Below are 23,978 nucleotides of genomic sequence, written 5' to 3'. Positions count from 1 at the left end.
AAGGGCACTTATGTATAGACTCTTATCTAAATATTAATGAAATATTACAGCCACAACCTAACCTAACGGAATCAAGCAATGAAATACCGTTCCTTGACCCTGTACACTTTTGAAAGAAATGGACCCATGGTGCGCTTCAATAATATGTTTACAAATCGAGAGTCCTAAGCCAGACCCCTCATTTTTAGGATTAGAGTTCAACTTCCCTTTAAAATACCGATCAAAAACAAAAGGCATATCTTGTGGAATAATTCCCTTCCCTGTATCTGCTATCGTTATTTTTAATTGTCCCAGCGTAAGCTCTATATTCACACGAATAGAATCACCCGCAGATGTATGTTTCAACGCGTTTGTAATGAGATTAGAAATGACCTGTTCCAACCGATTGGCATCCACTTGAATCAACACATTAGGAATGTCCTGCGGCTCTATGAAAGTAACTCCTGTTGTACGAACATAATGCCCGATTGGTTGTAGAATCCTAAACAACATGTCCCTACTGTACTGCTCGGTAAGCGTCACTGAGATCTGTCCTAATTCTTTTAATGCATGCTGCAGCAGATCTTCTATCAATCTCGTCATTGTATCCGTATTGTTATGCATGACTTCAACATATTCCATAACCGCTGGCATATCAGGACACACCCCCTCACGTATGGCTTCAATGTAAGCCTTTAACGTTGTCAGAGGTGTCTTGATTTCGTGAGAAATATTGGAGATGAGTTCCTTCTGTGCTTTCTCTTGTTCATCTCTTCGAAGGCTAAGGTACATAATTTCCATTCTCATTTGATCAAACGTCGCATAGACCTCGCCGATCTCATCCATGATTTTGTATGTGGATTTTTGCTCATAGTTCCCTTTCAGAATAGCTTCTGAGTATTCCTTTAAGTGATGAATGGGCTGGATGATATCTCTTTTGACTTTGTTCCTAAGAAGAAACATCAGCATGCATAAGATGAGTAGCAACGAAGTGATCATTATAAATAGCAACAGGGGTATAGTGTGAGATTCCTCAACAAAGACCGTACTTGCAGGCATTGCAAATATCGCATTTCCAACTTGAACTTGGGTTACCTCATCCACCACTGGAAAAGCGATGCTATAGGTATTCTTCTCTACTCTTGCATGATATAAATCATAATGCAGTGAAGCTTTTAGATCTATTTGTTGAAGGGTGTTGTTCGGTGAAGAATTGAACATAACACGGCCATCCAGTTGCACATATATTAAGCTTACTTGGTGATCTTGAGACATGGCTTGGAGGGTGTCTTTTAACATAGGATCATCATAAAGCTTCTGATTATATTGCTCTAGATACAGCATCATCTCGCTCACTTGGAGCCGTACTTGATTAATTACATACCGAGAATCAGCCTCGCGCTCACTTCTGTAGTTGTCCCAGAGCAAACCTGCCCCACATCCGAATATGATGAGTAGACAAACAAGAACGACTTTAAACCATTTTCTAACCCAATCACTTAAATACATATGGTTCTCCAATCTTACTTATCATTCATCGAAGCTGAATTTATAACCAATCCCCCAGACTGTTCTAATATACAAGGGGTTTGATGGATCATCCTCCAGCTTCTCTCGTATTCTTCGAATATACACGGTTATCGTACTTTCATCTCCATATGCAGTGTAGCCCCATACAGCATCTAATAGCTGGCTTTTTGAGAATACTTGGTTTCTATGCTTGGATAGAAAGAATAACAGCTCAAGTTCTTTTGCGGATAGTGAAACTTCCTTGTTTTCCTTCGTTACTTTATAACCCTTTTTATCAATGGTGATATTTCCAATATGTAGAATATCTTCATTGTCCGGTAGGTTCGTCGGTATACTTATCATCTCAACTCTACGTAAATTGGATTTGATTCTTGCCAATAACTCGGTTAATGAGAAGGGCTTCGTCATATAATCATCCGCACCAAATCCAAGCCCGAGAACCTTATCCGTGTCGCTACCTCTTGCGCTTAAAATAAGTATAGGAGTATTGTTTCTTTCACGAATTTGGCGACAGAGCTCAATACCGTCAATGTCAGGTAGCATAATATCCAGAATAATGAACTCTGGATTCAATAATTCAATTAAATGTAATGCATCTTTACCATTGTTAGCAATGATAGCCTCATATCCGTTCTTGTTAATATAATCTCTAATTATTCGAGCAATATCTTGTTCATCTTCAATAATAAGAATTTTCTTGTGTGTATTCATTAGTTATTCTCCTGAGCTATAGTTAATTGAGCATTTAACCCTTTGTATATTCTCCATAAAAGCCTATTTTCCTTTGGAAATGCTCAATATCGAATTCAATGAACGTTTACCTCTCTAGCTCACTCCCCTTACGATCCTATTAAGCAGCCGTTGAATGTAGCCATTCGCAACCAATTCATCAAACAAGATTCAATACTTGTATGATAGGCTGTAACTAATTCTGATACTTTCGGTGTTTCAGGGAATATTGCGTTTTTGTCACGAATGCTTATACCGCTTAATTTTCTTGTCCGTATAGTTATCTCTCCTAGAAACTGACTACCGGGGCTATTCGTTCATGCAAAAAGATAATTTTTTTAAAGAACATACGAAAATTAGGCTCTGTTCTTTATTTCAAGAAACAAAAGAGGAGCTGCCGCGTAGCAAGCTCCTCCACTATTGTTATCCGTTAGTTCAACTGTGCAACGAAGTAAAATGGCTAAACACCAAAAGGATAAAAATCTTGCTGAACCTCTCAATAAACCGTATAAGTTTGCCCTGTTTGAGCACCTTCGACGCTTTTTCGGAAAGCTTGTGCTACCCTGCTGGCAGGCACAGGCTCAAAGCCAGGAAAATATGGACCATACTTTTTCATTGATTCCACTAAAACATTAGGGCTCACATTGTTTATACGTATCCCACGAGGCATCTCAATTGCCGCCGACTGAACGAAACCTCTAATAGCTCCACCAGCCATCGCGGATGATACCCCACCCACTATTGGATCATCCATAATAATCCCTGTTGTCAAAGTAAAGCTACCTTGATCATTCACATGATTAAGTCCAAGTAAGACGAGATTTATTTGTCCTTTTAACTTGCTTTGAATAGCAATTTCATTGTTTTCTGGAGTCAGTTCAAGAAGAGAGCCAAAGTAGGCACTCCCTGTTGTACTAATAACTGCATCCACTTTGCCTACTGCCTGATACATTATTGTGATGCTTTCGGAGGATGTAATGTCAACAGAAATATCCGCTCCATTTCGTCCAGCCGAAATAATTTCATGCCGCGATGCCAATTCACTACGAACAGCACTTCCAATTGTACCCGTTGCGCCTATTATAAGAATTCTCATTTTAAAACCCTCCCTATACAGCATGTATAGATTTATGTGACTGCTATTATATCAAGAAGTTTGCTTAGAGCTTTCATGACAAACTTCCAATCTAGTAGGCTGCAGCTTGCTCACGATATAACTGCTTTGTAACACGTTCCACAAGCAAAACAATACTTCATCACTCATCCACTGCACTCTCTGAAATGAATAGTTAGTCCATTTAAGGGCTTTGCCTTTCCCAAGTTACGATCTGTTCCTATATAAACGACTCCGCTGTAATCTCTATCCCTACAATTTGCTCCGGACTGAGGCTTAGGAAATATGGTTCAACATTTATCCATTTCATCATCCATTGACGTTCTACCCTTACAGAGTTCCAAAAAAGAATCAGCTACTTTTACACTGCCTTCGTAGTCTAAATATCCTGAATGAGCTACAAGGATTGGATATTCGTTGTTTTTCATATCTTCTCTCATATCAAAAATATAATGATTACCACAACCATCCATACCAAAGGAAACAGCAAGCTGCATATACTCAGGAAATTCATATGCTAGATTATACTCTCTAAACTCTTTTATACTAAAATATTGAAAATATCGATCTCCCGTTTGAAATTCTCCACCATTTGAGTATTGTATGAATTCAATATAACTACAAGGAAGCTGCCTCTGTGGAAAATCCCAGAGAGATGGATCAAATGTTATGTATTGATTATATTGTACCTGTCTGTTCTTCATTTCCTGAATCTCTAGCTCAGACAATTGGACATTCCACGTCTTTAGAAAATCCGTTACTTCATCATGGCCTGCTCCTTGATTTTTTTCGAACACATCTTCAAAGACATTAACCCACATTATAAAGTCTCCCATGAATATCTGTTTTTTTCTAAATCTCGAATCAAGTATATTCAAAACACATTACAGCTTTTCCTAAATCCTTGTCATAAAATAAATACGCACAATCGGCTCCATACGCTTGAAAATAATAACCAGTCAATGAGCCAACATATGTAAACACTTCGCCATTCATATTTTTAGGAACATTGCTGAGATTTGTCTGTTCGAACTTGAGCATGTCTTCTACGGACTCATCCTCTTCCTTCATAAACTCCTGAGCCTTATCAGACATGAACGCTACATCATCTAAAATACCATTTACTTCAGGAAACTCAAGTCCCCAACCACTAGACTGTTTTTCTTCAAAATCACGATATAATGCTTCTGTTGATACTAAATCTTTACCAAAACTGGAATAAGGATAGATCATGTTATTTTGATGAAAGAATTCCTTTCGGATTTGATAATCCTTTTCATTCAATAAATAGGCTTTCTCCAAGTCATTCAATTCCGCTAAATCCCTTAGCATTCTCAAATGCTTTTTGTCTCCGTCAGCTTTCAAATTCTCACGGGTCTCTTCCAACTGCTGTTTTTGATTGAGGATAAAGTAATTCCAGTCTGCCTCAAATTTGTATTTTCCATCAATAACATTAAAGCCTACCATATCTTCTTTAGTAAATAATGTATGGAATTGCTGAGTATTCTCTCCTACGCACCCTTCATGTATTTCTTTTACAGATACAATATGTAACCACTCATCCTGATCAGGATAGATACATTGCAGATTGATTGAACAAATAGGTAAAAAATGCTTTCGGTGATTTTCAAGATCTTCATAAAATACTTCTTCATAAGAAGGGAAAGGTCTAATTAATTGTGTAGTTATATTCATTCCTCTGGAAAACCTCCAAACACTAACGTAGTATTAATCCCTTGACGGGATTGTATTGATTATTTACCCGACTTTGATGTAATCAGTCTTTTATCACTAAATTTTTAACGTGCATTGTTATCGGATGGATGAGGCCCCCAAGTTTGAGTAGGACTATACGTTAGAGTCTTAAAGTTCGCCTATCTACATACCTATAATCTATTTGCATAACATGGATAATACGAGCTTGAATTATCATTTTTCAAAATACCCATTGCACTCATAATCTCACTGATATATTGGAATTTATGCAGTTTCAAATACTATTTGTTTTATTGGTAAATATACTTGAGACATTATTTTTATATCTGGTACTTCTGAATCCTCTACCTGAGTATCTAATATCGCTCTCATTAATGCCATACAAAATTTCATTCCAACTTCTTCAGATATTATATCCTTTAAGTAAATATTTGTATTATCATATTTCTCGGGAAAATCAATACAAAAATATGTCATTTTTTTCTTTTTTTCTTCCCATATCCTATATTTCACCGTACCTTTACCATCAAATTTCCCTTCAATACCTTTAGTTAGAAATTTATCTATTTGTCCCACTTTACTCCACGTGGCTAAGTTTTTATTTATATAAACTTCATCCCATGTATCAAAAATAGGAAAATGTAATAATAAATTTCTTATAAAACTAAACAAATCATCCGCAATTATCCCTTCAAAATGAGGTCGTCCACCTTTTTTCATCCAATTAATATATTCTTTAATCGGCTCATAACTCAATAATTCTTTATATATCGAAAATGATTCTCTTAGTTTACAAAATCTTATTTTAGCATCCTTATTAATAAAATCATCATTTACAACTTCTTCATATAAATCATAGAATCTATTATAAAATAATGATAATACTTCTTTCTCTTTTTCGTTTGGTTTTAATTCTTCTATTTTAATCCCCCCAAAAATTCCAGTTTAGCTACATTTTACAGATATTATATGGCATATTCTTTTATTATAATTCTTTCAAAATCCGCTCAGAACGTGTTGGTCTTTGCCTTATCTTTCCGATAACGTTCCTGTATTCACGACCTCAGCGTATGCTGGGTGTGTCTGCTGAATTGCCTCATCGAAATCCTTCCAGCAGACCCAGGCTCCAACGGAGCCGATGCTTGAATATTATGTTAGATGATGTCTGCCCTTCTTTGAATATTCCAACCTGTTCTTAAATTTCTTTAGAATTACGTTCTTTGAACCAAGATGGAGTTTTGACCTTGCTCCCCAAAATATCATACTCATTAAAGAGATCTTCAACAATCTGTGCTGCTTGATCTAGCAACTCTGAAAATTCATTACTTCTTATTACACTGCCATTTCTTGTAGCATAGTGAACTATATTATTTCGCATGTTACTCAGATCTATATATCTTTCGAAAATCTCATTAGGGTCAGTAGTCCAATTTATTGTAGAACCAGTTATTGCTGCTGGGATAAAATTATAAAGTTTTCGTCTTACATTGCTATACCCAATTGGCATATTTGCATTATGATCATTAATAAAGTCTAATACTTCTTGCTCTCTTGAACTTATAGTTTTATCCTTTAAATTACATTTGATTAAAGAACTCATCCATGCTTCTGCTGAGGCACAGAAACTTATAATAGCTGATCTCTTATATCTCCATTGAATAAAGAAATCCGTGAAACTTTCAGATTGTTCTTTATAATATAAAGCATCATTGAATAATTCATGGGACATATTACTTATTGTTAAACCACAATCCAAACTGTTATCTTCCATTTCCTAATCTCCTTAATATTTGTAGTTGGTTGATTTCATCTAACGTTCTTGTATCTACGAACCCGAGAGGCTTAAGGAAGCGTCAGCGACCGGGTCCAACAGACTTAGCCTCGCAGGGTTGTCTGCTGTGTCGCTTCTTCGAAACGCCTCTTGCAGACCAAGGGCCGAACGGCCAGCAGCGTAGATACGTTGTTATGCGTTGTACCCTCTTCTTCGTATTAATTTCAAGTATTCTTAATCCAATATCTCTTAACTACGTTTCCATCTTCTTCTATGTAATCTGTATCGGACTTCCCACCGTTCTTAATAATGGTACTTTCCGATCCTACATTACAAGCATCACAGACAACTAATACATCTTTTATTCCCAGTTTCTTGGCCTCAACCAAGGATATTTCCAATAGTTTTGTCGCGTAGCCTTTTAATCTCTCTGACGGTCGGATACCATAACCTATATGCCCACCAGCATTATACAAATGTTCGGTTAATTGATGTCTAATATTAACCGCACCTAATACTCTATTATGTTTATCGACCAACCAAAACGTTGAATCTGAGACCCAACCTTCAGGTAAACCAACAGCCTCCTCATTATTAGACAGTGACTTCAACATCCCGTGATAATCACTTGGATCCATACTTATGACCCAAGGAACCATATCCTCACCAGATTCTTTCCACTCTTGATAAAATGATAAATACTCATTTTTAAGCTCTATTTGAGGCTTTACTAATCTTAAATTTTCCATATGTTTCCACGTCCTCTGACGGTTTTTGTGACCTTAGGGTATTGCGCATAACGTAATATTCACGAAGTTCGTAAATATAAGCAGTACAATCGATTAAACGAACTACCGAGAATCAAATTGTACCTATAGACTATGCTCTTATTATACAATGAAATGGAAAAATATGACGAACGATAATCTTTTACTTTCAAACAAAAAGCCTCCGCCAATTCAATGGCGAAAGCATTTTAAAATTGATTTACGGGAACATCTCATCAATGAGAGGTACGTGTGGGTCAATAAATAGCTATACCCAATAGATATACTCTACAATAAAAAGAAAAACCCATGTCTATTTGGACATGAGCTTCTCCAGACTACATTGCGGGTCCCACGTGACTTAAGAGTAAACAATCGTTATGATGTCATTTCATCGTTTTTTGTTTATTGATCACAAATTTACTGGCTCTTTAACTCCCCTGCCTCCTCATGATGAATAAGACATGCTGCTAGCAATCCAATGCACAGAATACATGCCAATAGAAGAAACGTAATTAAATAACTTGCATGATTCATCAATTGAAGCGAGATAATCGGACCAAAGCTTGTGCCGGTAAACAATATAAAAGTATATACGGATACAGCTATCCCGCGCATCTTACCGCCCAATTGCCCAACAAGCGAAACAAGTGAAGGAACGGCTAGTGCGATCCCCCCCACAAAAAGGATGCTCATCACAATAAGAAGTGGCAGATTAGAAATCATCCCCATAGACGCCAAACCAATAATCGCTAGCAACAATCCACCGCGAAGCGTTATACCTACGCCGACACGCTTGGATATTCTTCCCGCGAATGGAGAAACGAGCATGCCTAATATGCCGATAAAACGGACAGAAAGAATTTCTTGCTTGCTTAGCTCATATGGAGCTGAGCTTAGATAGTTACCCAGTACTGTATACATGCTTACAAAAGACATAAGCAGAACGAATGCCACCAGATAACATAACACCAATTGTTTTTGTACAAACACTTTGCCAATTTGCTTAATCGGCTCCCAGATATTGGCGTGTGCCTGCTGGATACCTCCTTTTGGAAGGAAGAAGAACACTAATATGGCGGTCACCGCATAAACAACGGCAAGAATATAAAAAATAGCGTTCCAGCCATAATGCTCACTGAGCATACTACTAACCACTTGACCAACAATACCTGCAATCAGAAATCCTGTACTGATAAAACCAATGGTAGTTACCCGTTTTTCCGCTGGATACATCTCCACCGCATAGGCAAGCGCTACTGGAGAGAAGGTTGCTGCTGCTGCTCCCTGTAGTCCTCTTAAAACCAAAATCCATGCAAAGCTGTGAACGGTTCCCAGAATTAATGAGATCAATGCCAGGAAAAGAAGCCCTGCAAATATAACAGTCTTCCGTCCGTATTTATCAGACAGCGCGCCATAGATTAAACAACCAATGGCAAAGCCTATCGAAAAAGCACTTCCCGCAGCGGCAGCATTCGTTGTGGAAATTTCAAAAAGCTGTGAAAACAATGTAATTAGCGGAATCGTTACGTATAAACTGGACATGACAACAAGGCCGGTCCAGCAAAGAATGATGGTCATAAGTGGATAATTTCTAGTTGCATCCGTAGCATTGATTGGATTGTTCATATTACACCTCAATTATAAAATTTGTTCGAAGTTAGATTTCGTTGGAAATTGCATTTCGTATAGTTCCTTGTATCGCCCATTCCGGCGGAGCAGGTTTTCATGATTTCCCAGCTCCACAATCTCTCCATGCTCCAATACAACAATTTGATCGGCATTTTGGATCGTTGAAAGACGATGGGCGATAACCAGACAAGTACGACCTGGAAGAAGCTCAGATAACGCATGCTGAATACGTTGTTCAGATTCGGTATCCAGAGCAGCCGTAGCTTCGTCCAAAATAAGAATGCGAGGATTGGTCAAGAAAGCTCTGGCTATTGATAATCTTTGCTTTTGTCCTCCGGAAAGCTTGACCCCTCTTTCGCCGATGGGTGTATCATAGCCCATTGGAAAAGCTGAAATAAACTCATGGGCGTTTGCGGCATGGGCGGCCGCTATAATCTCATCATCTGTGGCCTGAGGTCTACCGTACGCAATATTCTCACGTATTGTGCCATTGAGGAGGATTACGTCCTGAGATACGATCCCCATCTGCTGACGAAGCGACTTCACCGTCACTTCCGTTAACGGATAACTGTCAATAAAAATGTCCCCTCGCTGAACGTCGTACAAACGGGCAATCAAATAAGCAATCGTTGACTTTCCAGATCCTGACGAACCAACCAAAGCCGTAGTTTGGTTACATGGAAGCCGCAATTGGAAGTTTTGTAGAATGGGATGTCCTTCTTCATAAGCAAACTCAACATCATCAAACACAATTTGTCCTTTTACTGGCGGTAGAACAATCGCTCCTTCCTTATCGTAAACCTCTGGAACGGTTGCTAAGACTTCTTGAATGCGCTCGAATGCTGCTGCCGATTGCTGCACTTTGGTAATCATTCTGCTAAAGGAGCGGATGGGCGCTTGCAACAAACGCAAGTAAGCTAAGTAAGCTACGATATCACCAACGGACATGTTCCCATGCATTACCTCCCACGCTCCGAACAGGAGCACCGACGTCATACCTACATAATTCAGCCAATCGATAATTGGAGAGAAAGTCGCCGACAACCGTGAAGCAGAGACTGTGGCGATCCGATGTTGTTCGCTCAATGCCTCGAACTGTTTAGCTTCCGCATCTTCACTTGCAAAAGACTTGATCATCCGTATGCCTGACAACGTATCTTGAAGTGAGTTGTTTATCTGAGCTGATATGTGACGTACCGCTCTGTAGGCACTCTTAATGCGTTGGCTGAAATATCGTGAGGTTATAAATAGGAAAGGCAAGGTAATTAGTGTAATTAATGCTAGTTGCCAGTCCGTATATAATAAGTACCCCACGATCGCAGCGAAGGTTATGACATCCGCTATGAGGGACAGGCTATCGGCCGAAACCAGTTCCTGTAGTTGATTTACATCACTCGTTAACCTTGCCATAAGATCCCCGGTCCGATTACGGTCAAAAAATTTCAAATCCAAACTTAATGTGTGTTTGTGCAATTTGTTTCGCAACTGGAGAATTGCCTTCTGACTAACAATTGTCATTACATAACTGCTACTGAAGTTAAATATCCCTAGCAGCAATGCAGCTAGCAGTATAAGACCTCCGGTTTCTAGTAGCGCGTTATACCTCTTTTCAGGGATAATCTGGTCTATGATCTCTTTAGTTAACTGAGGGATCATAAATTCAAGAATGGAAATGGCTATCACTGTGACGGCACCAAGCATAAGCAAGACCCATTGTGTCCTTGTGTGCAAGAACATCTCCTTAAACATCATGCGCAGCGATATAAAATGCTGTTCACGACTCTGCTGCTGGTCCCCGGATTGCCGAGTTTGTTTCATTATGCATCACATACCTTCATGTTGTAATGTCCATCACGGTTATCAAATCAGATTATATCCATCTCTGATTTCATGTAATTAGATTATCTAACTATATGACCAAAAAAAATTATCTCCCCGATCCAAGTCGTTTTTCTAAGCTTGCATTTAGTTTAACCAACACTTTTTGGAACACCGCTTGCTCCTCTTTATCTAATTCATCAACAAGGGATGCGCAAGTAGACCAGAACGTAGGCAATATTTGATTCACAAGCGTACTGCCTTCAGCGCTAATACGAACGTGAGTCATGCGGCCATCCTTGGCATACGGTTCACGAACAATCAGATTTTTTTTCTCCAGCCATATTAACAAGGCCGTTACGGACGATCGGCGAATCCCCAATCGGTCTGCTATGGATGAAGGTGTAACCAACTCCTGATCTGCGTGAAGGGATAATAGGAGTAATAGATCCAGCTTGCTCTCCGTGATGTCAAAAGCAGCTAAATCAATATCCACCATGTCTAAAATGTTATCTCCCAGCCAGAGCATAATTAGTCCCAGATGCGCTGAATTTAGATTGGTATCGGATGAGGCTGTACGCTCCATCAACTTCAAATAAGGTGATGTTCCAAGTTTCGGTAATTGTTGCTCGGTCGTATATTCCTTGGCAGGCTTTCTTTTCAATTTGTATACCTCCTTACTCCTATAGTTAGATTATCTAATTACATTGAATATAACTGATTTCTTTTATTTTTGCAAACCATATTAAGAAACAAAGGTAACCCTAGAGGCAGAGTTACCTAACATCATGTATTCGAGAAATGTACAGAATTCCGAAAAACTAATTCTTGAATAATCTGGATCGGATGTGTCCGGATACTCCTACTTCCCCGAAATCCCTCTGCCGGATCGAGAGCGTATGCCCAACGCGTGAATATAATGTTATATGAGGGTCAGGTCGTCTTTGAAATGCTAACGAACATTTACTATTTTATTTATTTCTTCTTCAATAATTCTTACTTCTTCTTCTTCTGAATAATCCATTAATGATGTTGTATCACCTGTACCGATATCAGCCCCAATACTTAGCAAATATTTTTTTTGATTTTTCAATTCTTTTCTTCGAAGTAGTAGCTCATTTATATGTTATAAATTATTATTTTGACAATATACAATTTTATTTCCTTCCATGACTCTATCTTTTCACCAGAGGCCACTTCTTCATGCCCTCCTTTTTATCGCCGACATCAGTCCGAACCGGAACGTATTGTCTCTATTTATCTCTGTATATCTATTTAGCTCTATTTGAATGTATATCCAGCTTAATTGGTTTCCATTAACGCGCCTATTCTTGCCACACCGCTCTTGAGCGCCGCACGGATAACCGCTTCCCGGATACGCTCCACTACCCGTGGATCAAACGCATTCGGCATAATATAAGTTTCATGAAGATCACTGACGTCAATCACCGAAGATATCGCCTCGGCAGCAGCCAGTTTCATATCTTCATTTATTTCAGTGGCACCACAGTCAAGGGCTCCACGAAAAATACCGGGAAAACAGAGAACATTATTGATCTGGTTAGGAAAATCGGAGCGCCCGGTCGCCATAACCTTGACGTAAGGCCCGGCAATTTCAGGATCAATCTCCGGTGTAGGATTGGCCATGGCAAATACAATCGGATCAGCAGCCATTCTTTTTACATCACCTAGCTTTAAGGCACCGGGAGCGGATAGTCCGATAAATACATCGGCACCCTGAATAACTTCAGACAAGGAACCCATCTCCAGATGAGGATTCGTAATTAGTGCGAACTCGCTCCAATGCGGTTTGTCGTAATGGACAGCACGGTTAATTGCACCCTGGCGGTCCACACCGATCAAATTTACAGCACCGGCATGGAGGAGCATCTTGGATACGGCGATACCGGCGGCTCCAATACCGTTCACTACTATCTTCACATTCTTAATGTCCTTGCGGCATACTCTTAACGCATTCAAAATTCCAGCCAGTACCACAATCGCCGTTCCATGCTGATCGTCGTGGAAGACTGGAATATCCAGCTCCTGCTTAAGTCTCGCTTCAATTTCAAAGCAACGCGGCGAAGAAATATCTTCGAGATTAATGCCTCCGAAGGTAGGGGCGATTGCTTTGACAATCGCGATAATCTCCTCGGTATCTTTTGTATCCAGGCAGATTGGGAAAGCGTCCACATCGGCAAACTGTTTGAACAACACTGCTTTGCCTTCCATGACCGGCATGGCTGCTTTGGGACCGATATCGCCAAGTCCGAGTACAGCCGTTCCGTCACTAACGACAGCCACCGAATTTTTCTTAATCGTATATTCGTATGCTTTATCTTGGTCAGCGGCGATAGCCTGGCACACTTTGGCTACTCCGGGAGTATATACCTTGGATAAATCCTCCATGCTTCGAATAGGGTTCTTCAAGCCGGTCTCCAGCTTGCCGCCAACATGCATCTTCATTACTTCATCCATTATTTTCATTACTGTTCCTCCTGTTAATTGCAGTGTGTTTTTCTCTATAAGCTTTCTGGCCGTACTATCGTCTAGCTTGAATACGATATCTTTCGTGATATGTTCTGCAGTTTCGACAACATGCTCAACAACCGAAATCTCACCGCCGTAGCACTCGATCACCTGCACCATATCACCTAGATAGGTGCTTTCATGTGGGTATTGCACACGGATCGTCAGGCTAAACTGCTTCAGATCGATGCTTGACATCCTAATCAGCTCCAAAACCGCAATAGAATAGTTGCCACAATAACGGTGCTGACGCCGCCGATCCGGGTGGAAATCTGGGCAAAAGGCATGAGCTGCATACGGTTGGAGGCAGAGAGAATGGCTACATCTCCGGTTCCACCCAAGCCGCTATGGCAGACGGTTACAATTGCCGCATCGACAGGGTACATATTGATTTTTCTTCCCACAAAATAGCCGGAAACCACCATGCTGAAGACGATGGCGAGGCAGGTCAGCACATAAGGTACAGAGATGATGGCAGCTACATCCTTCAGAGGAACGTACAGCATGCCCAAACCTACCATGAGCGGCCATGTCAGGTTACCAGCGACGAACTTATACAACTGGTAAGCCCCATTTTCGAATCTTTCGGGAAGCGCCTTGACACATTTGATCAGAACGGCCATCAGAATCATGACAATCGGTCCGGGTATCCCCACATAATCTGCAAGCAAGGCCCCAACAATGAAGAAACTGCATGCGATCAGAAGTCCCGCACCCATCATCATGAAATCTTTGGGTTTGTTATCCGGATTGTCATGCTGTAGATCGTCACCGGATTTGACTAGTGTGCCGTTACCGCTTAGATGAGGCTTTTTCTCGCCCAGACGTTTCAGGAAGCCCGCCACAATAATGGCGAATACGTTGCCGATAATTGCCGACGGGATCATCTGCGATACGTAATACCCGGCTTCGTGTCCACCCAGAATGCTTGAGTAAGCAATGGAGAGAGGAAGAATGCCTTCACCGATTCCACCGCCAAGGATCGGTACGATAATAAAGAAGAAAGTATGATACATGCTATAACCTGTGAGCGTTCCTACCAGTAGTCCGCCCAGAACCGCGGCAATCGTCCCGACGATCAGCGGGATGAAGATCCGCGTAATACCCGCTACCAGTGTTTTGCGGTGCATGCCGAGCATACTGCCACTCACCAGGATGGAGATGTACAAGTACAGGAAGTTGGCCTCTTTCATCAATGTGGTGACAGCGTCTGTCACGGTAGAGTTGAACAAATTCAAGTAAATCAGCAGAGATGGGATCATAAGGGCCATGATAGCGGGGCCGCCTATATTTTTCAACAAGGGAAGCTTCATTCCGATATCACTCAGCAGAATACCCAGAACCATAATGACAGCGAACCCTCCAATCATGTCATTAGGTAGCTTCCCGGCCACACTTGCGAGAAGAATGACCGCTGCCAGAGCTAGATACACAGGGAGTGGAAGGACACCCACCTTAAATTGCTTACATTTTTGAATGAAGGCAGCCTTTTCTGGCAGGGGACCTTCGTTTCCTTTGGAAACAGGTGATGGAATAGCATTTTGCATTTTTTCATTACCTCCTAAACTCTTTTATAGCCTTATAGTAGCGGAAATGAAAGCGCTTTTGTTTTTACGTAAATATTGATTGAATTATGAAAATTATTAAAGTAAGCGCTATCAAAAAAAGGTAATCAAAAACCGCCGGTTCCGTAGAAAACACGTAACCGGCGGCCCACTCCAAAAGGTTATATAAATTTAGAAATCACAGAACTGCCACGCGAAGACATACGATATCGCTGTACAGGCCTTCCTACGGTGCCATAGGTCAATTCACTGTCCAGCGCTCCCATATCCGCCAGGACGGCAAGATATTTTCCGACCGAAACCCGCGAGATTCCGGAACTAACTGCAATCTCTTCAGTGCTAAAGGAATTTGCATTATGGGTCTCCACTGCTTTCCAGACAGTCCGCAGTGTGTGCCGGGTAAAGCCTTTGGATAAATCCTGAACGGCTAAGGACTCTTTCCTATACCCGGTTAGCTTATCCAATTCAGACTGATCCAGGGAATCCTGACTGCGGAACAGAAAATGCTGCTCCTTGTAGGCGGAAAGGGCTGCGAGAAAGCGTTCGAACTCAAACGGTTTGATGAGATAATCGACTGCACCGTTCTGAAGCGCGTCTCGGATACTGTCCTTATCGCTCGCAGCTGAAATGATAATCACATCTATTCGTATGCTGCCTCGACGGAGAGCGGACAGCAGTTCCAATCCATTGCTCTCTTTCATGTAAATATCCAGCAGAATCAGCTCGAAGGACTCGTCTGCCAATTTGATCAGTGCTTCATCCACTGATTTGGCCCAGCCTTTACACTGAAAACCTTCCACTTGCTCCAGATAGAATTTATTCATCTCGGCTACCATCGGATCATCTTCTACAATCAGTACACTAATCATTGACCATCACTCTTTGCTCGATAGGGTAAACTAACCGTAAATCGGGTCCCTTCTCCCTTTCCCGTTTCACAAACAATCGTGCCTCCCATCGCTTTAAGGCTCCGCTCAACCAGATACAAGCCGATGCCTCGATCATTTCCTTTTGTCGAATACCCCTGTTGAAAAATATACGGCAATTTCTCATCTGGGATACCGCTTCCATTATCGCTAACCGTAACTATCAGCGTCTTATCCTGATATTGAAAGCTGAAATGAATATATTTGCTGCCCCTACCTTCCGGTACTTCCATAGCGTTATCCAAAAGATTACCGACTATCGTAATGAGTTGGCAGGACCGCTCCGGATCGCTAGGTTCCGGCAGAACCCCATCCTCCAGAAGCACCAACCGAATTCCGGCTTCTCTGGCCCGGCTCAGCTTACCCAATAGAAATCCGGCCATCACAGGGTCCTTCACTTGTCTCACCACCGTTCCCATCTCTGCCTGTGTTGTTGTGACAGTACTTGTTATATACTCCTCCAACCGATCATACCTTTTCATATGTGTTAATCCTAATATTACATGCAGCTTGTTCATAAACTCATGCGCCTGGGCACGCAATGCCTCGGCATATAAGGAGATGCCAGATAACCTTTCCATAAGTATACTGATCTCCGTCTTATCACGGAATGTGGCAATTGCACCTTCTACAGCTCCCTTTACATGAATGGGAACCACGTTTGCCAGTAACGTAACACCGCTATGCTCCACCTCCAAGTCCTGGCTGGCTTCACCGGTTTTGAGCACTGTATTCATCCGCAGTGATGGCCAAAAGCTCTCCACCGACTGGTTCAAGGGATCATCCTGCATGCCAATGGCTGCAAGCAATCGCCTGGCTTCTGTATTAATCAAAGTAATACGTGACTCTTTATCAACGGCAATGACTCCCTCCCTAACTGACTGTAGCATGGAGTTGCGCTCTTCCAAAAGCTTAGCAATAGCGGCCGGTTCCATGCCAAACATCATTTTTTTGATAACACGTGCCAGCAGAAATGCTCCCACAGCCCCTATTAGACTGCCTATAAGCAATCCCCAATATAGGATTCCCACGTTCTCTCTTATGGCAAGTCTGATGTTTCCCAGTGATATCCCTACTGCCACCGCTCCTAATTGTTTCCCGCTTGCAGAGAAGACAGGTGAAAACGCTCTTACAGATGGGCCCAAAGAACCCTCGGCTTCCGAGATGCTTTCCCGTCCCTGCAAGACTGCGGCTTCATCGCCACCGATAAAATGCTTGCCAATTTTGTCCTTGTCCGGATGGGAATATCGGATCGCATTCATATCCATGACCACAACAAATTCCACATCGTTCAACAATCGGATTTCCTCAGTGTAGCTTTGCAATTCAGACGAGCTGCGTGATTTGTTTAACGCTTCAATAATTAGAGGGTTACGCGATAAAGTACGGGAAATGATCACAGCCTTTTGTTCCAACGAGGATTTTGTTTGTGAGGAAACCTTTATACTAAATAGCACATAGACCACTAGCAGCATTATGATAAGAACTGCACCAATCATCAAAGTAATTGTAGTTTGCAGCCGAAGTGTATGTTTGCCAATTTTCATCAGCTGTCCCTCCGGGAATTTTTATTCATTCTACCGTATACTCACAAGGATGGCTATGATGCCAATTACCTTATTCGCTATAACGTTATAATAAAACAACAAACGCATGGCTAAGATGAGCCCAAGCGTTTGTTTGCCTAGCAGAAAAGAGGCAGGGGGGATATCTTATTGAGCTTTTACGAATTCAGCCGATTTCATACCCGTTTGGCGGCCGAAAATAATGATTTCCGCAACAGAGTTACCGCCGATCCGGTTTTGACCATGCAAGCCTCCGGTAACTTCACCTGCAGCAAAAAGGCCTGGTATCGGTTCTCCGTCTTTATTTAAAACTTCTGTGTTGGTGTTGATTTTCACGCCACCCATCGTGTAGTGAATCCCCGGGCCGATTTTAATTGCATAAAATGGCGCGCCGGACAAGTCATTGTCCATTCCGGTTGTTCTGCCGAATTCGGCATCCTGTTTATTCGTCACCGCGCTGTTCCAGGTGTCCAGTGCCGTTTTCAACTGATCTGCCGGGACATCCATTTCTGTTGCCAAAGCCTCGATCGAATCTCCTTGGATAACAAAGCCCATTTTTTCATATTGTTCAATCGCTTTAGCGCGGGATTTTACGCCGGAATCAAATACAAGAAACGCAGATTTCTCAGGAAGTTTATTGATTGCAGCGGTGACATTATCCCGGGTATCCAGTTCGTTTGTGAAACGTTTGCCTTCACTTGAAACCAGGATCGCTCCTTCCCCGCGAACAGCCTCTCCAATGAGATAGGATTTTTCCTGCTGCACAGTCGGGTGAACTTGGATTTGATCCATATCGACGGTGGTACCGCCGAGCTTCTCAATCATCCTAATACCGTCACCGGTGCTGCCCACCTGGTTTGTGGTAACGTACCCCTCCAAATCAGGTCTAACTTCTGAAATCATGTCTATATTGGCGCCAAAACCGCCGGTTGTCACCACGACAGCGGCCGCTGTAATCGTTTTCTCCTCTGTTTGGTCAAAGATGACTTTGACGCCATTGACCTTGCCGTCTTTTTCGGTAATTTCCTTGACATCGGCGTTCACAAAAAGGGGAATGCCTTGTTCTTGTACGTTTTTCACCAAACCTTTGACAAGGTATTGTCCTACTGCAGAGCCATCTTCAGGACGGTGTGTGCGTTTTTCGTTCATCCCGCCTGTAATCGTGATATTGTTCAATCTAATCCCGATAGAATCCAGCCAATCAATCGCACTTGCGGAATTGTCTACGAAGAAACGAAGCATCTCTTTGTCGTTCGTATCATGACCGCCTTTTAAGGTCTCTTCATAAAACAGATCATTGCTGTCTTCAATGCCTTGCTCTTTTTGGAATTTCGTTTCAGAAGCATTCATTCCCGAAGATGATTTTGTTGTATTTCCGCCGGCAACCGGCATTTTTTCAAAAATAACCGGGTTCATGCCTTTTGCTCTCGCCTCAAGTGCAGCAGACATACCGGCACCGCCTGCACCGACAATGATGATGTCATATTTTTCTTTTAGTTGATCGTACGGTGTATAGCTAGCTTTGGATGCTCCCGAAACGGCTTCAGTTTCCTTTGTCTCGTTGTTCTTGCTGGTGTTCTTGTTCTTGTTCCCGTTTCCGTTGCTGCTGTTGCTATTGCCGCATCCTGTGATAACAAGCATGACTGAGAGAACGAGAATAAGAGCAGTGGTTACTTTTTTATTCATGTTATAGCTTTGCCCCCTTGTGAATATTTTTACAATCAGCTTAACGGCAAAGGCGCTACCCTTGAAAGTTTATGTAACTAAAAAAAACGTTTTGTAACTAAAATAACCACTGCAATGTGTGTGAAAGACCACAGGTTGGGGGCATGGCTCAAAAAAATGAGCGCCTTTAGGCTCTCCTTCAAACAACGTCAGTCGCTTATATTTAACAGGAAGAAAAAGGTGCTATACGTCTTCATATTGAAGAAGGTTTGATATATCGTAGAATTATGGAGAAGTTAAATAAGCTAAGTACTTTACTTAGTTAACTCACAAAATTAATAAGTTCTAATCATATTATTATATTAGCATCACCTTACTATACTTCATTCCCATAATCTTTATTCGTCCTACTCAGTATAAAAGTGTCTTCACCATCATTCCAAACTACCCAACTCCACCACATCTCCGCTAGTGGCCTTCACGGCATAATTACAATCCAGCTTCCCGCACAGCACATACTTCTTCTGCCCAGGATCATACACATAGACGGGTGTTAATTCGAACCATCCCTTGAGCTTGTCATAAGCTTCGTCATGGCTCACAGCAATTTCTCCTTCGCTCTGGAACTCATCAAACGTATCGAGCATTGGCTTGTTATCCATAAAATTTATAACCTTATAATTTTTCTCATCGATGAACAAAAGGATCTTACGCTGGAAAATACGATTACTTGGCGCCTTCATCCTCAGTGTTGCTTGAATATGTCCTCTTTCCCGATGTAAAGCCTTCAGTATCCATTGTCCGGATTCATCCGGATAGAGTTGGTTTAAACCTGTTTCAACTGCAGTTATACATTGGGCTTGTTCTACGTCTGTGATTGAAAATGAATCTGGATGCGGCTCACGTGCTACTGCCTGTTCGATTGTAACTACTTCTTGCAGACGGATCTCCGTCCTTTCAAACGGTTCCGTGTTCGCTTGCTCCCAATGTATTACTTGATCAATATTCAGTCGTGCTCTCGTACCTGATATCATCTCAAATGGGATTGTGGTTGTTCCATCATTTGTAATGTGGATTTCTTCTATTCCATAGATCGGCAGGAGATGCTTCATCTCGTACACTGGATATTCTATAAGCTGTAGTTGCTTTCTCGCCAATGACTCTACCGCTTGGAGCGTGAGAGAATAATTTTCTTTTTGCACAAGAGAGTTGGAAGGAAACTGGCCATATACACTATAAAAAATTATCCTACCTTCCGCATCGAAGCGGAGCTCCATTCGCCCGCTGGGGGAGATGGGTACACCGTCTATACATTCGGCAAAAAGATATTCTCCTCTTTCTTCCTTCACTAGGTAGAATTGTTTACCATATTCTAGCCCTACTTCAGCTTCCATCCACTGAATAACGCCGTTTATTTCAATGTTTTGGAACGGTGTCCCATTTGCATAAGATTTCCCTCCAACAAAAATTACACTTTTATAGTTACGGGATTGCAAGTCAAGCGTAATGACAGCAGTTCCCTCCGGATTATAATCTTCCTTCCATTCCTTAATATGAGAAGGAAACCATTCCATACTAAACAAATAATCCGTCTCTCCCAGCATCGTAACTTCGCGATAAATTTCATTTGTATGTAAGTAGTAGTTGTCCAATCCATAGGTTTGCTGTGTAGCATTAACTAGTTCTTTAATTCGGATATCCATATCAGTGCACCCCGCAAATTTAATGCCTACATCATACCATTACATAGCGGTGATTATGAAGCGCAGCGGATCATATATGCTACATATTCTACGAGCTTATGTAATGTGCTTTGCTGGTGTTCAGAAAATGATCAGTAGCTTGGGGTTTAATAATGCAGAGTACATTAATCGATTGTACCAAGTCAGGACAATTCACCTTAGGGGAGATGGGAATTTTGAAAACTGAAGATTTAACACCAGGCGTTCGCACTCGTATAACCTCCGGTTTACATACCGATAAGATCGGCATTGTGCTAGCAAAAGGAACACAAACTATTCTTCTCGATATTGGCGAACCATTACTCATTTGTGAGCTACCAGAACATCTGGAACCTGTTCCTAAGGAGCTTGCCAGAATACTAAACGTGTATAGTGACCATATATTTTATTGGGGTAAATCATCATGAATGACATCATCGATGGAAATGCGGCATTAATACAATTTTTCCCACTTCCAGCGCATCTTTATAGTAAGGATATTGCTTGTATTGTAGCTGTGGCTTATGTAGAAGAACGGGGACCAAATTTAACGGGCCTCATAAATGCTCTATACTCCAAGGGATATACAGACCTTGATCATCTATTAAATTCCACATGGAAAGAACTATACCTGGTTCGGGGGTTGGGACACAAAAGACTGATGCTTCTACTTCATTTACTAGAACGAATTTCTGCAGATCCCAAGTCCATAGAAAACTACATCATTGTCCCTCGTGTTACAATGCACAGTAAAAGGGAAATGAAAGAATTAACTTTAAAGAGGATTATTAAAAAGTATAACGAAACTTCAGTGGAGGTATTGACTGAAGCTACCGAAAAAGAAGCTCGTTTAAAGAAAATTAAAGATAGACTCCGTGAAATGGGGATGATCCTATAGCAAAACCCCGTCAGTATAATTGGTCAAGCCCCCATTTAGTAGACATTCAAAAAAGACCTAGGGTTTAAGCTGGCTCCTGTACTCAACAGGAGTCAGCTTGTTTAGTTTTCGTTGCGCTCTGTAATCTTGCAATAACACCAATCCATCTTCGATAAAAAGCCGAACGGCCTCCGCCTTTAGTGACTCAGGATAATGTTTAAACTTCTGACCTTTCATTGCTGGCATAAAAAATGCCCCCCTAGAATTACATCGAAATTTACCCAGGAGTTTTTCCAATGTCTATCCTAAGGGGTGCACTCCACTATACATATTTAGTTTTCCAAATTATTGATAATTTTATTAAGCTCTTTTGCTGGTACTCCTGCAACGACAGTATTCTCTTGAACATCTTTAGTGACAACTGCTCCTGCAGCAACAACAGAGTTATCTCCAATCGTCACCCCGGGCAGTATGGTTGAGTTTGACCCAATCCATACATTTTTCCCAATGATAACTGGAGAGGGGTAAGTTACATTTCTCGTTTCTAAAGGTAACCCATGATTAAGTGTAGCAATTGTGACATTCATACCAATCATTGTACCGTCCCCTATACTAATTCCTCCTCGATCTTGGAAGGAACAGCCTGTGTTGAAAAACACATTCTTTCCTATGTTAATATTCCTCCCAAAGTCTGTATAAAACGGCGGGAAACACATAAAAGACGAATCAACTTCAGTGCCTGTAAGTTTACTGAAAATCTCCACAATTTCTTCTTTTGAATGATAGGATGTATTCAATTCCATTGTAATCTTTTGAGCTTGATAACTGCATTGAGTTAATAATTCATGCAATTCTTTATTCTCACCCGAAATTGGATTTCCTTTCTTACAAAAATCTATAAAATCTTTCATATCCATTTTAAAAATCACTTTATCCTTTATAACCATCTATAAATCCTCCTTTAAAAGTTCAACCTTTTCATTCACATCATAAGTTGATATGATTCGAATATCTAATACTTATATCAAATACGTTATCATGCCTTTCAAGCATAGATAAAACAGGGAGATTGTTATGGAAATTAGAGTGTTACGCTATTTCATAGCTGTAGCGAATGAAGAGAATATATCGGCTGCTTCAAAACTGCTACATTTGTCTCAACCTACATTATCAAGACAATTAAAAGACCTTGAAATAGAATTAGGAGCAACTTTATTTGAAAGAGGAAATCGAAAAATCACTTTAACAGATGAAGGCAAATACTTATTTAAAAAAGCGAAGGAAATCGTTGAGCTAGTGGATAAAACCGAAGCCAATTTTAAGGAATCCAAAGAAATGATTAGCGGAGAAATTTACATTGGTGGTGGTGAAACTGAAGCTATGAATTTTATTGCGAGAGCATCAAAAGAATTACTTGAACATTATCCAAGTATTCGATTTGATTTATACAGTGGTAATGCTGACGATATTACTAGCAGGCTAGACATTGGATTATTAGATTTCGGCATTGTCATAGAGCCCACTGATAAACAAAAATACGATTTCATAAAATTACCAGCTACTGATGTTTGGGGTGTATTAATGCTCAAAGATAGTCCTTTAGCGTATAAGCAGTTCATTCAGCCAATAGATTTAATAGATAAACCACTATTGATTTCACGTCAAACTGCTGTCAGTAACGAATTCACAGGATGGTTTGGAGCGAATATTGAGGATCTCAATATTGTCGCAACTTATAATCTGCTTTTCAATGCTGCACGAATGGTCGAAGAAAATATTGGATATGCATTATGCTTGGATAAACTTATTAATACATCAGGAGATAGCAAGCTTTGCTTTAAACCTTTAATCCCCAAATTAGAGGCTAATTTAAATATTATCTGGAAAAAACATCAAGTGTTTTCTAAAGCAGCAAATAAATTTTTAGATCAGCTTCGTAACAATATAAAAATATACAATTCTTAATTGTAGACAATAACTCTTTAAAAGCGAATTCCTAGTCGTAACGTTTGTTGTATGTTAGCTCGACTGAGAAGATCCTTTAAGACGCAAGAAAAGCCCAAGCTTTATCCTC

The 23,978-nt window shown here is 40.9% G+C and carries 23 protein-coding genes; 3 read left to right on the top strand and 20 right to left on the bottom strand.

The features are described 5' to 3' along the window. Nucleotides 1-57: 57 nt before the first annotated feature. The 18 genes from UQ64_RS08125 to UQ64_RS08045 all read right to left on the bottom strand — a co-directional run bounded on the left by UQ64_RS08125 (nt 58) and on the right by UQ64_RS08045 (nt 21,009). Entirely contained in the window at nt 58-1,488 is a 1,431-nt protein-coding gene (locus UQ64_RS08125; RefSeq protein WP_060622940.1) for a sensor histidine kinase, read from the bottom strand. Between the two features lie 21 nt (nt 1,489-1,509). Continuing rightward, nucleotides 1,510-2,220, bottom strand: a complete 711-nt coding sequence (locus tag UQ64_RS08120) for a response regulator transcription factor (protein ID WP_060622939.1) — start codon at nt 2,218-2,220, stop codon at nt 1,510-1,512. 514 nt (nt 2,221-2,734) lie between these two features. Then, nucleotides 2,735-3,334: a short chain dehydrogenase gene (locus UQ64_RS08115; protein ID WP_060622938.1), complete on the bottom strand. Its 600-nt coding sequence runs from the start codon at nt 3,332-3,334 to the stop codon at nt 2,735-2,737. A 308-nt stretch (nt 3,335-3,642) separates the two neighbouring features. After that, complete coding sequence (locus UQ64_RS08110; RefSeq protein WP_060622937.1) at nt 3,643-4,173, bottom strand: SMI1/KNR4 family protein; 531 nt, start codon at nt 4,171-4,173, stop codon at nt 3,643-3,645. A 43-nt stretch (nt 4,174-4,216) separates the two neighbouring features. Further along, nucleotides 4,217-5,047, bottom strand: a complete 831-nt coding sequence (locus UQ64_RS08105; protein ID WP_060622936.1) for a hypothetical protein — start codon at nt 5,045-5,047, stop codon at nt 4,217-4,219. A gap of 285 nt (nt 5,048-5,332) precedes the next feature. Then, nucleotides 5,333-5,788: a hypothetical protein gene (locus tag UQ64_RS08100; protein WP_245237888.1), complete on the bottom strand. Its 456-nt coding sequence runs from the start codon at nt 5,786-5,788 to the stop codon at nt 5,333-5,335. A 475-nt stretch (nt 5,789-6,263) separates the two neighbouring features. Further along, nucleotides 6,264-6,839: a hypothetical protein gene (locus UQ64_RS08095; protein ID WP_060622934.1), complete on the bottom strand. Its 576-nt coding sequence runs from the start codon at nt 6,837-6,839 to the stop codon at nt 6,264-6,266. A 224-nt stretch (nt 6,840-7,063) separates the two neighbouring features. Beyond that, a complete protein-coding gene (locus tag UQ64_RS08090; RefSeq protein WP_060622933.1) occupies nt 7,064-7,588 on the bottom strand; it encodes a GNAT family N-acetyltransferase in 525 nt (174 codons plus the stop codon). A 438-nt stretch (nt 7,589-8,026) separates the two neighbouring features. Further along, nucleotides 8,027-9,235, bottom strand: a complete 1,209-nt coding sequence (locus tag UQ64_RS08085; RefSeq protein ID WP_060622932.1) for an MFS transporter — start codon at nt 9,233-9,235, stop codon at nt 8,027-8,029. A gap of 12 nt (nt 9,236-9,247) precedes the next feature. Then, nucleotides 9,248-11,056: an ABC transporter ATP-binding protein gene (locus UQ64_RS08080; protein ID WP_060622931.1), complete on the bottom strand. Its 1,809-nt coding sequence runs from the start codon at nt 11,054-11,056 to the stop codon at nt 9,248-9,250. A 109-nt stretch (nt 11,057-11,165) separates the two neighbouring features. Beyond that, on the bottom strand, nt 11,166-11,720 hold the full coding sequence (locus UQ64_RS08075) for a MarR family winged helix-turn-helix transcriptional regulator (RefSeq protein ID WP_060622930.1): 555 nt from the start codon (nt 11,718-11,720) through the stop codon (nt 11,166-11,168). Between the two features lie 288 nt (nt 11,721-12,008). Next, on the bottom strand, nt 12,009-12,149 hold the full coding sequence (locus tag UQ64_RS30720) for a hypothetical protein (protein WP_156417489.1): 141 nt from the start codon (nt 12,147-12,149) through the stop codon (nt 12,009-12,011). 209 nt (nt 12,150-12,358) lie between these two features. Then, nucleotides 12,359-13,543: an NAD(P)-dependent malic enzyme gene (locus UQ64_RS08070; protein WP_156417503.1), complete on the bottom strand. Its 1,185-nt coding sequence runs from the start codon at nt 13,541-13,543 to the stop codon at nt 12,359-12,361. Nucleotides 13,544-13,788: 245 nt separating this feature from the next. Next, nucleotides 13,789-15,132 (bottom strand): 2-hydroxycarboxylate transporter family protein, encoded by a 1,344-nt coding sequence (locus tag UQ64_RS08065; protein WP_060622928.1) that lies wholly within the window; start codon nt 15,130-15,132, stop codon nt 13,789-13,791. Nucleotides 15,133-15,311: 179 nt separating this feature from the next. Beyond that, the gene (locus UQ64_RS08060; RefSeq protein WP_060622927.1) at nt 15,312-16,019 is read right to left on the bottom strand and encodes a response regulator; all 708 of its coding nucleotides are present in this window, start codon (nt 16,017-16,019) and stop codon (nt 15,312-15,314) included. Further along, complete coding sequence (gene dcuS / locus UQ64_RS08055) at nt 16,016-17,623, bottom strand: DcuS/MalK family sensor histidine kinase (RefSeq protein WP_060622926.1); 1,608 nt, start codon at nt 17,621-17,623, stop codon at nt 16,016-16,018. Before dcuS ends, UQ64_RS08060 begins: the two co-directional genes overlap by 4 nt. A gap of 165 nt (nt 17,624-17,788) precedes the next feature. Beyond that, nucleotides 17,789-19,327, bottom strand: a complete 1,539-nt coding sequence (locus tag UQ64_RS08050) for a flavocytochrome c (protein ID WP_060622925.1) — start codon at nt 19,325-19,327, stop codon at nt 17,789-17,791. 413 nt (nt 19,328-19,740) lie between these two features. Next, nucleotides 19,741-21,009, bottom strand: a complete 1,269-nt coding sequence (locus UQ64_RS08045; protein WP_060622924.1) for a hypothetical protein — start codon at nt 21,007-21,009, stop codon at nt 19,741-19,743. 152 nt (nt 21,010-21,161) lie between these two features. Here UQ64_RS08045 and UQ64_RS08040 point away from each other — a divergent pair, with 152 nt between their 5' ends. Together UQ64_RS08040 and UQ64_RS08035 are read left to right on the top strand one after the other, a co-directional pair. Then, nucleotides 21,162-21,455: a hypothetical protein gene (locus UQ64_RS08040; protein WP_060622923.1), complete on the top strand. Its 294-nt coding sequence runs from the start codon at nt 21,162-21,164 to the stop codon at nt 21,453-21,455. Beyond that, nucleotides 21,452-21,925, top strand: coding sequence for a hypothetical protein (locus UQ64_RS08035; protein ID WP_060622922.1), 474 nt, complete (start codon nt 21,452-21,454; stop codon nt 21,923-21,925). The genes UQ64_RS08040 and UQ64_RS08035 overlap by 4 nt, the downstream gene beginning before the upstream one ends. A gap of 57 nt (nt 21,926-21,982) precedes the next feature. On the opposite strand, the gene UQ64_RS30715 is transcribed toward UQ64_RS08035, so the two are convergent. Beyond that, entirely contained in the window at nt 21,983-22,150 is a 168-nt protein-coding gene (locus tag UQ64_RS30715) for a hypothetical protein (RefSeq protein WP_156417488.1), read from the bottom strand. Between the two features lie 86 nt (nt 22,151-22,236). Further along, entirely contained in the window at nt 22,237-22,821 is a 585-nt protein-coding gene (locus UQ64_RS08030) for a sugar O-acetyltransferase (protein ID WP_060623266.1), read from the bottom strand. A 157-nt stretch (nt 22,822-22,978) separates the two neighbouring features. On the opposite strand from UQ64_RS08030, the gene UQ64_RS08025 reads away from it, so the two are divergent. Then, nucleotides 22,979-23,869 (top strand): LysR family transcriptional regulator, encoded by an 891-nt coding sequence (locus UQ64_RS08025; RefSeq protein WP_060622921.1) that lies wholly within the window; start codon nt 22,979-22,981, stop codon nt 23,867-23,869. The last annotated feature ends 109 nt before the right edge of the window (nt 23,870-23,978 follow it).

The organism is Paenibacillus etheri (assembly GCF_001012825.1).
Taxonomy (GTDB): domain Bacteria; phylum Bacillota; class Bacilli; order Paenibacillales; family Paenibacillaceae; genus Paenibacillus_AQ; species Paenibacillus_AQ etheri.
Note: the sequence above shows the minus strand (reverse complement) of the source record. Positions and strands in the feature narration are given on the sequence as shown.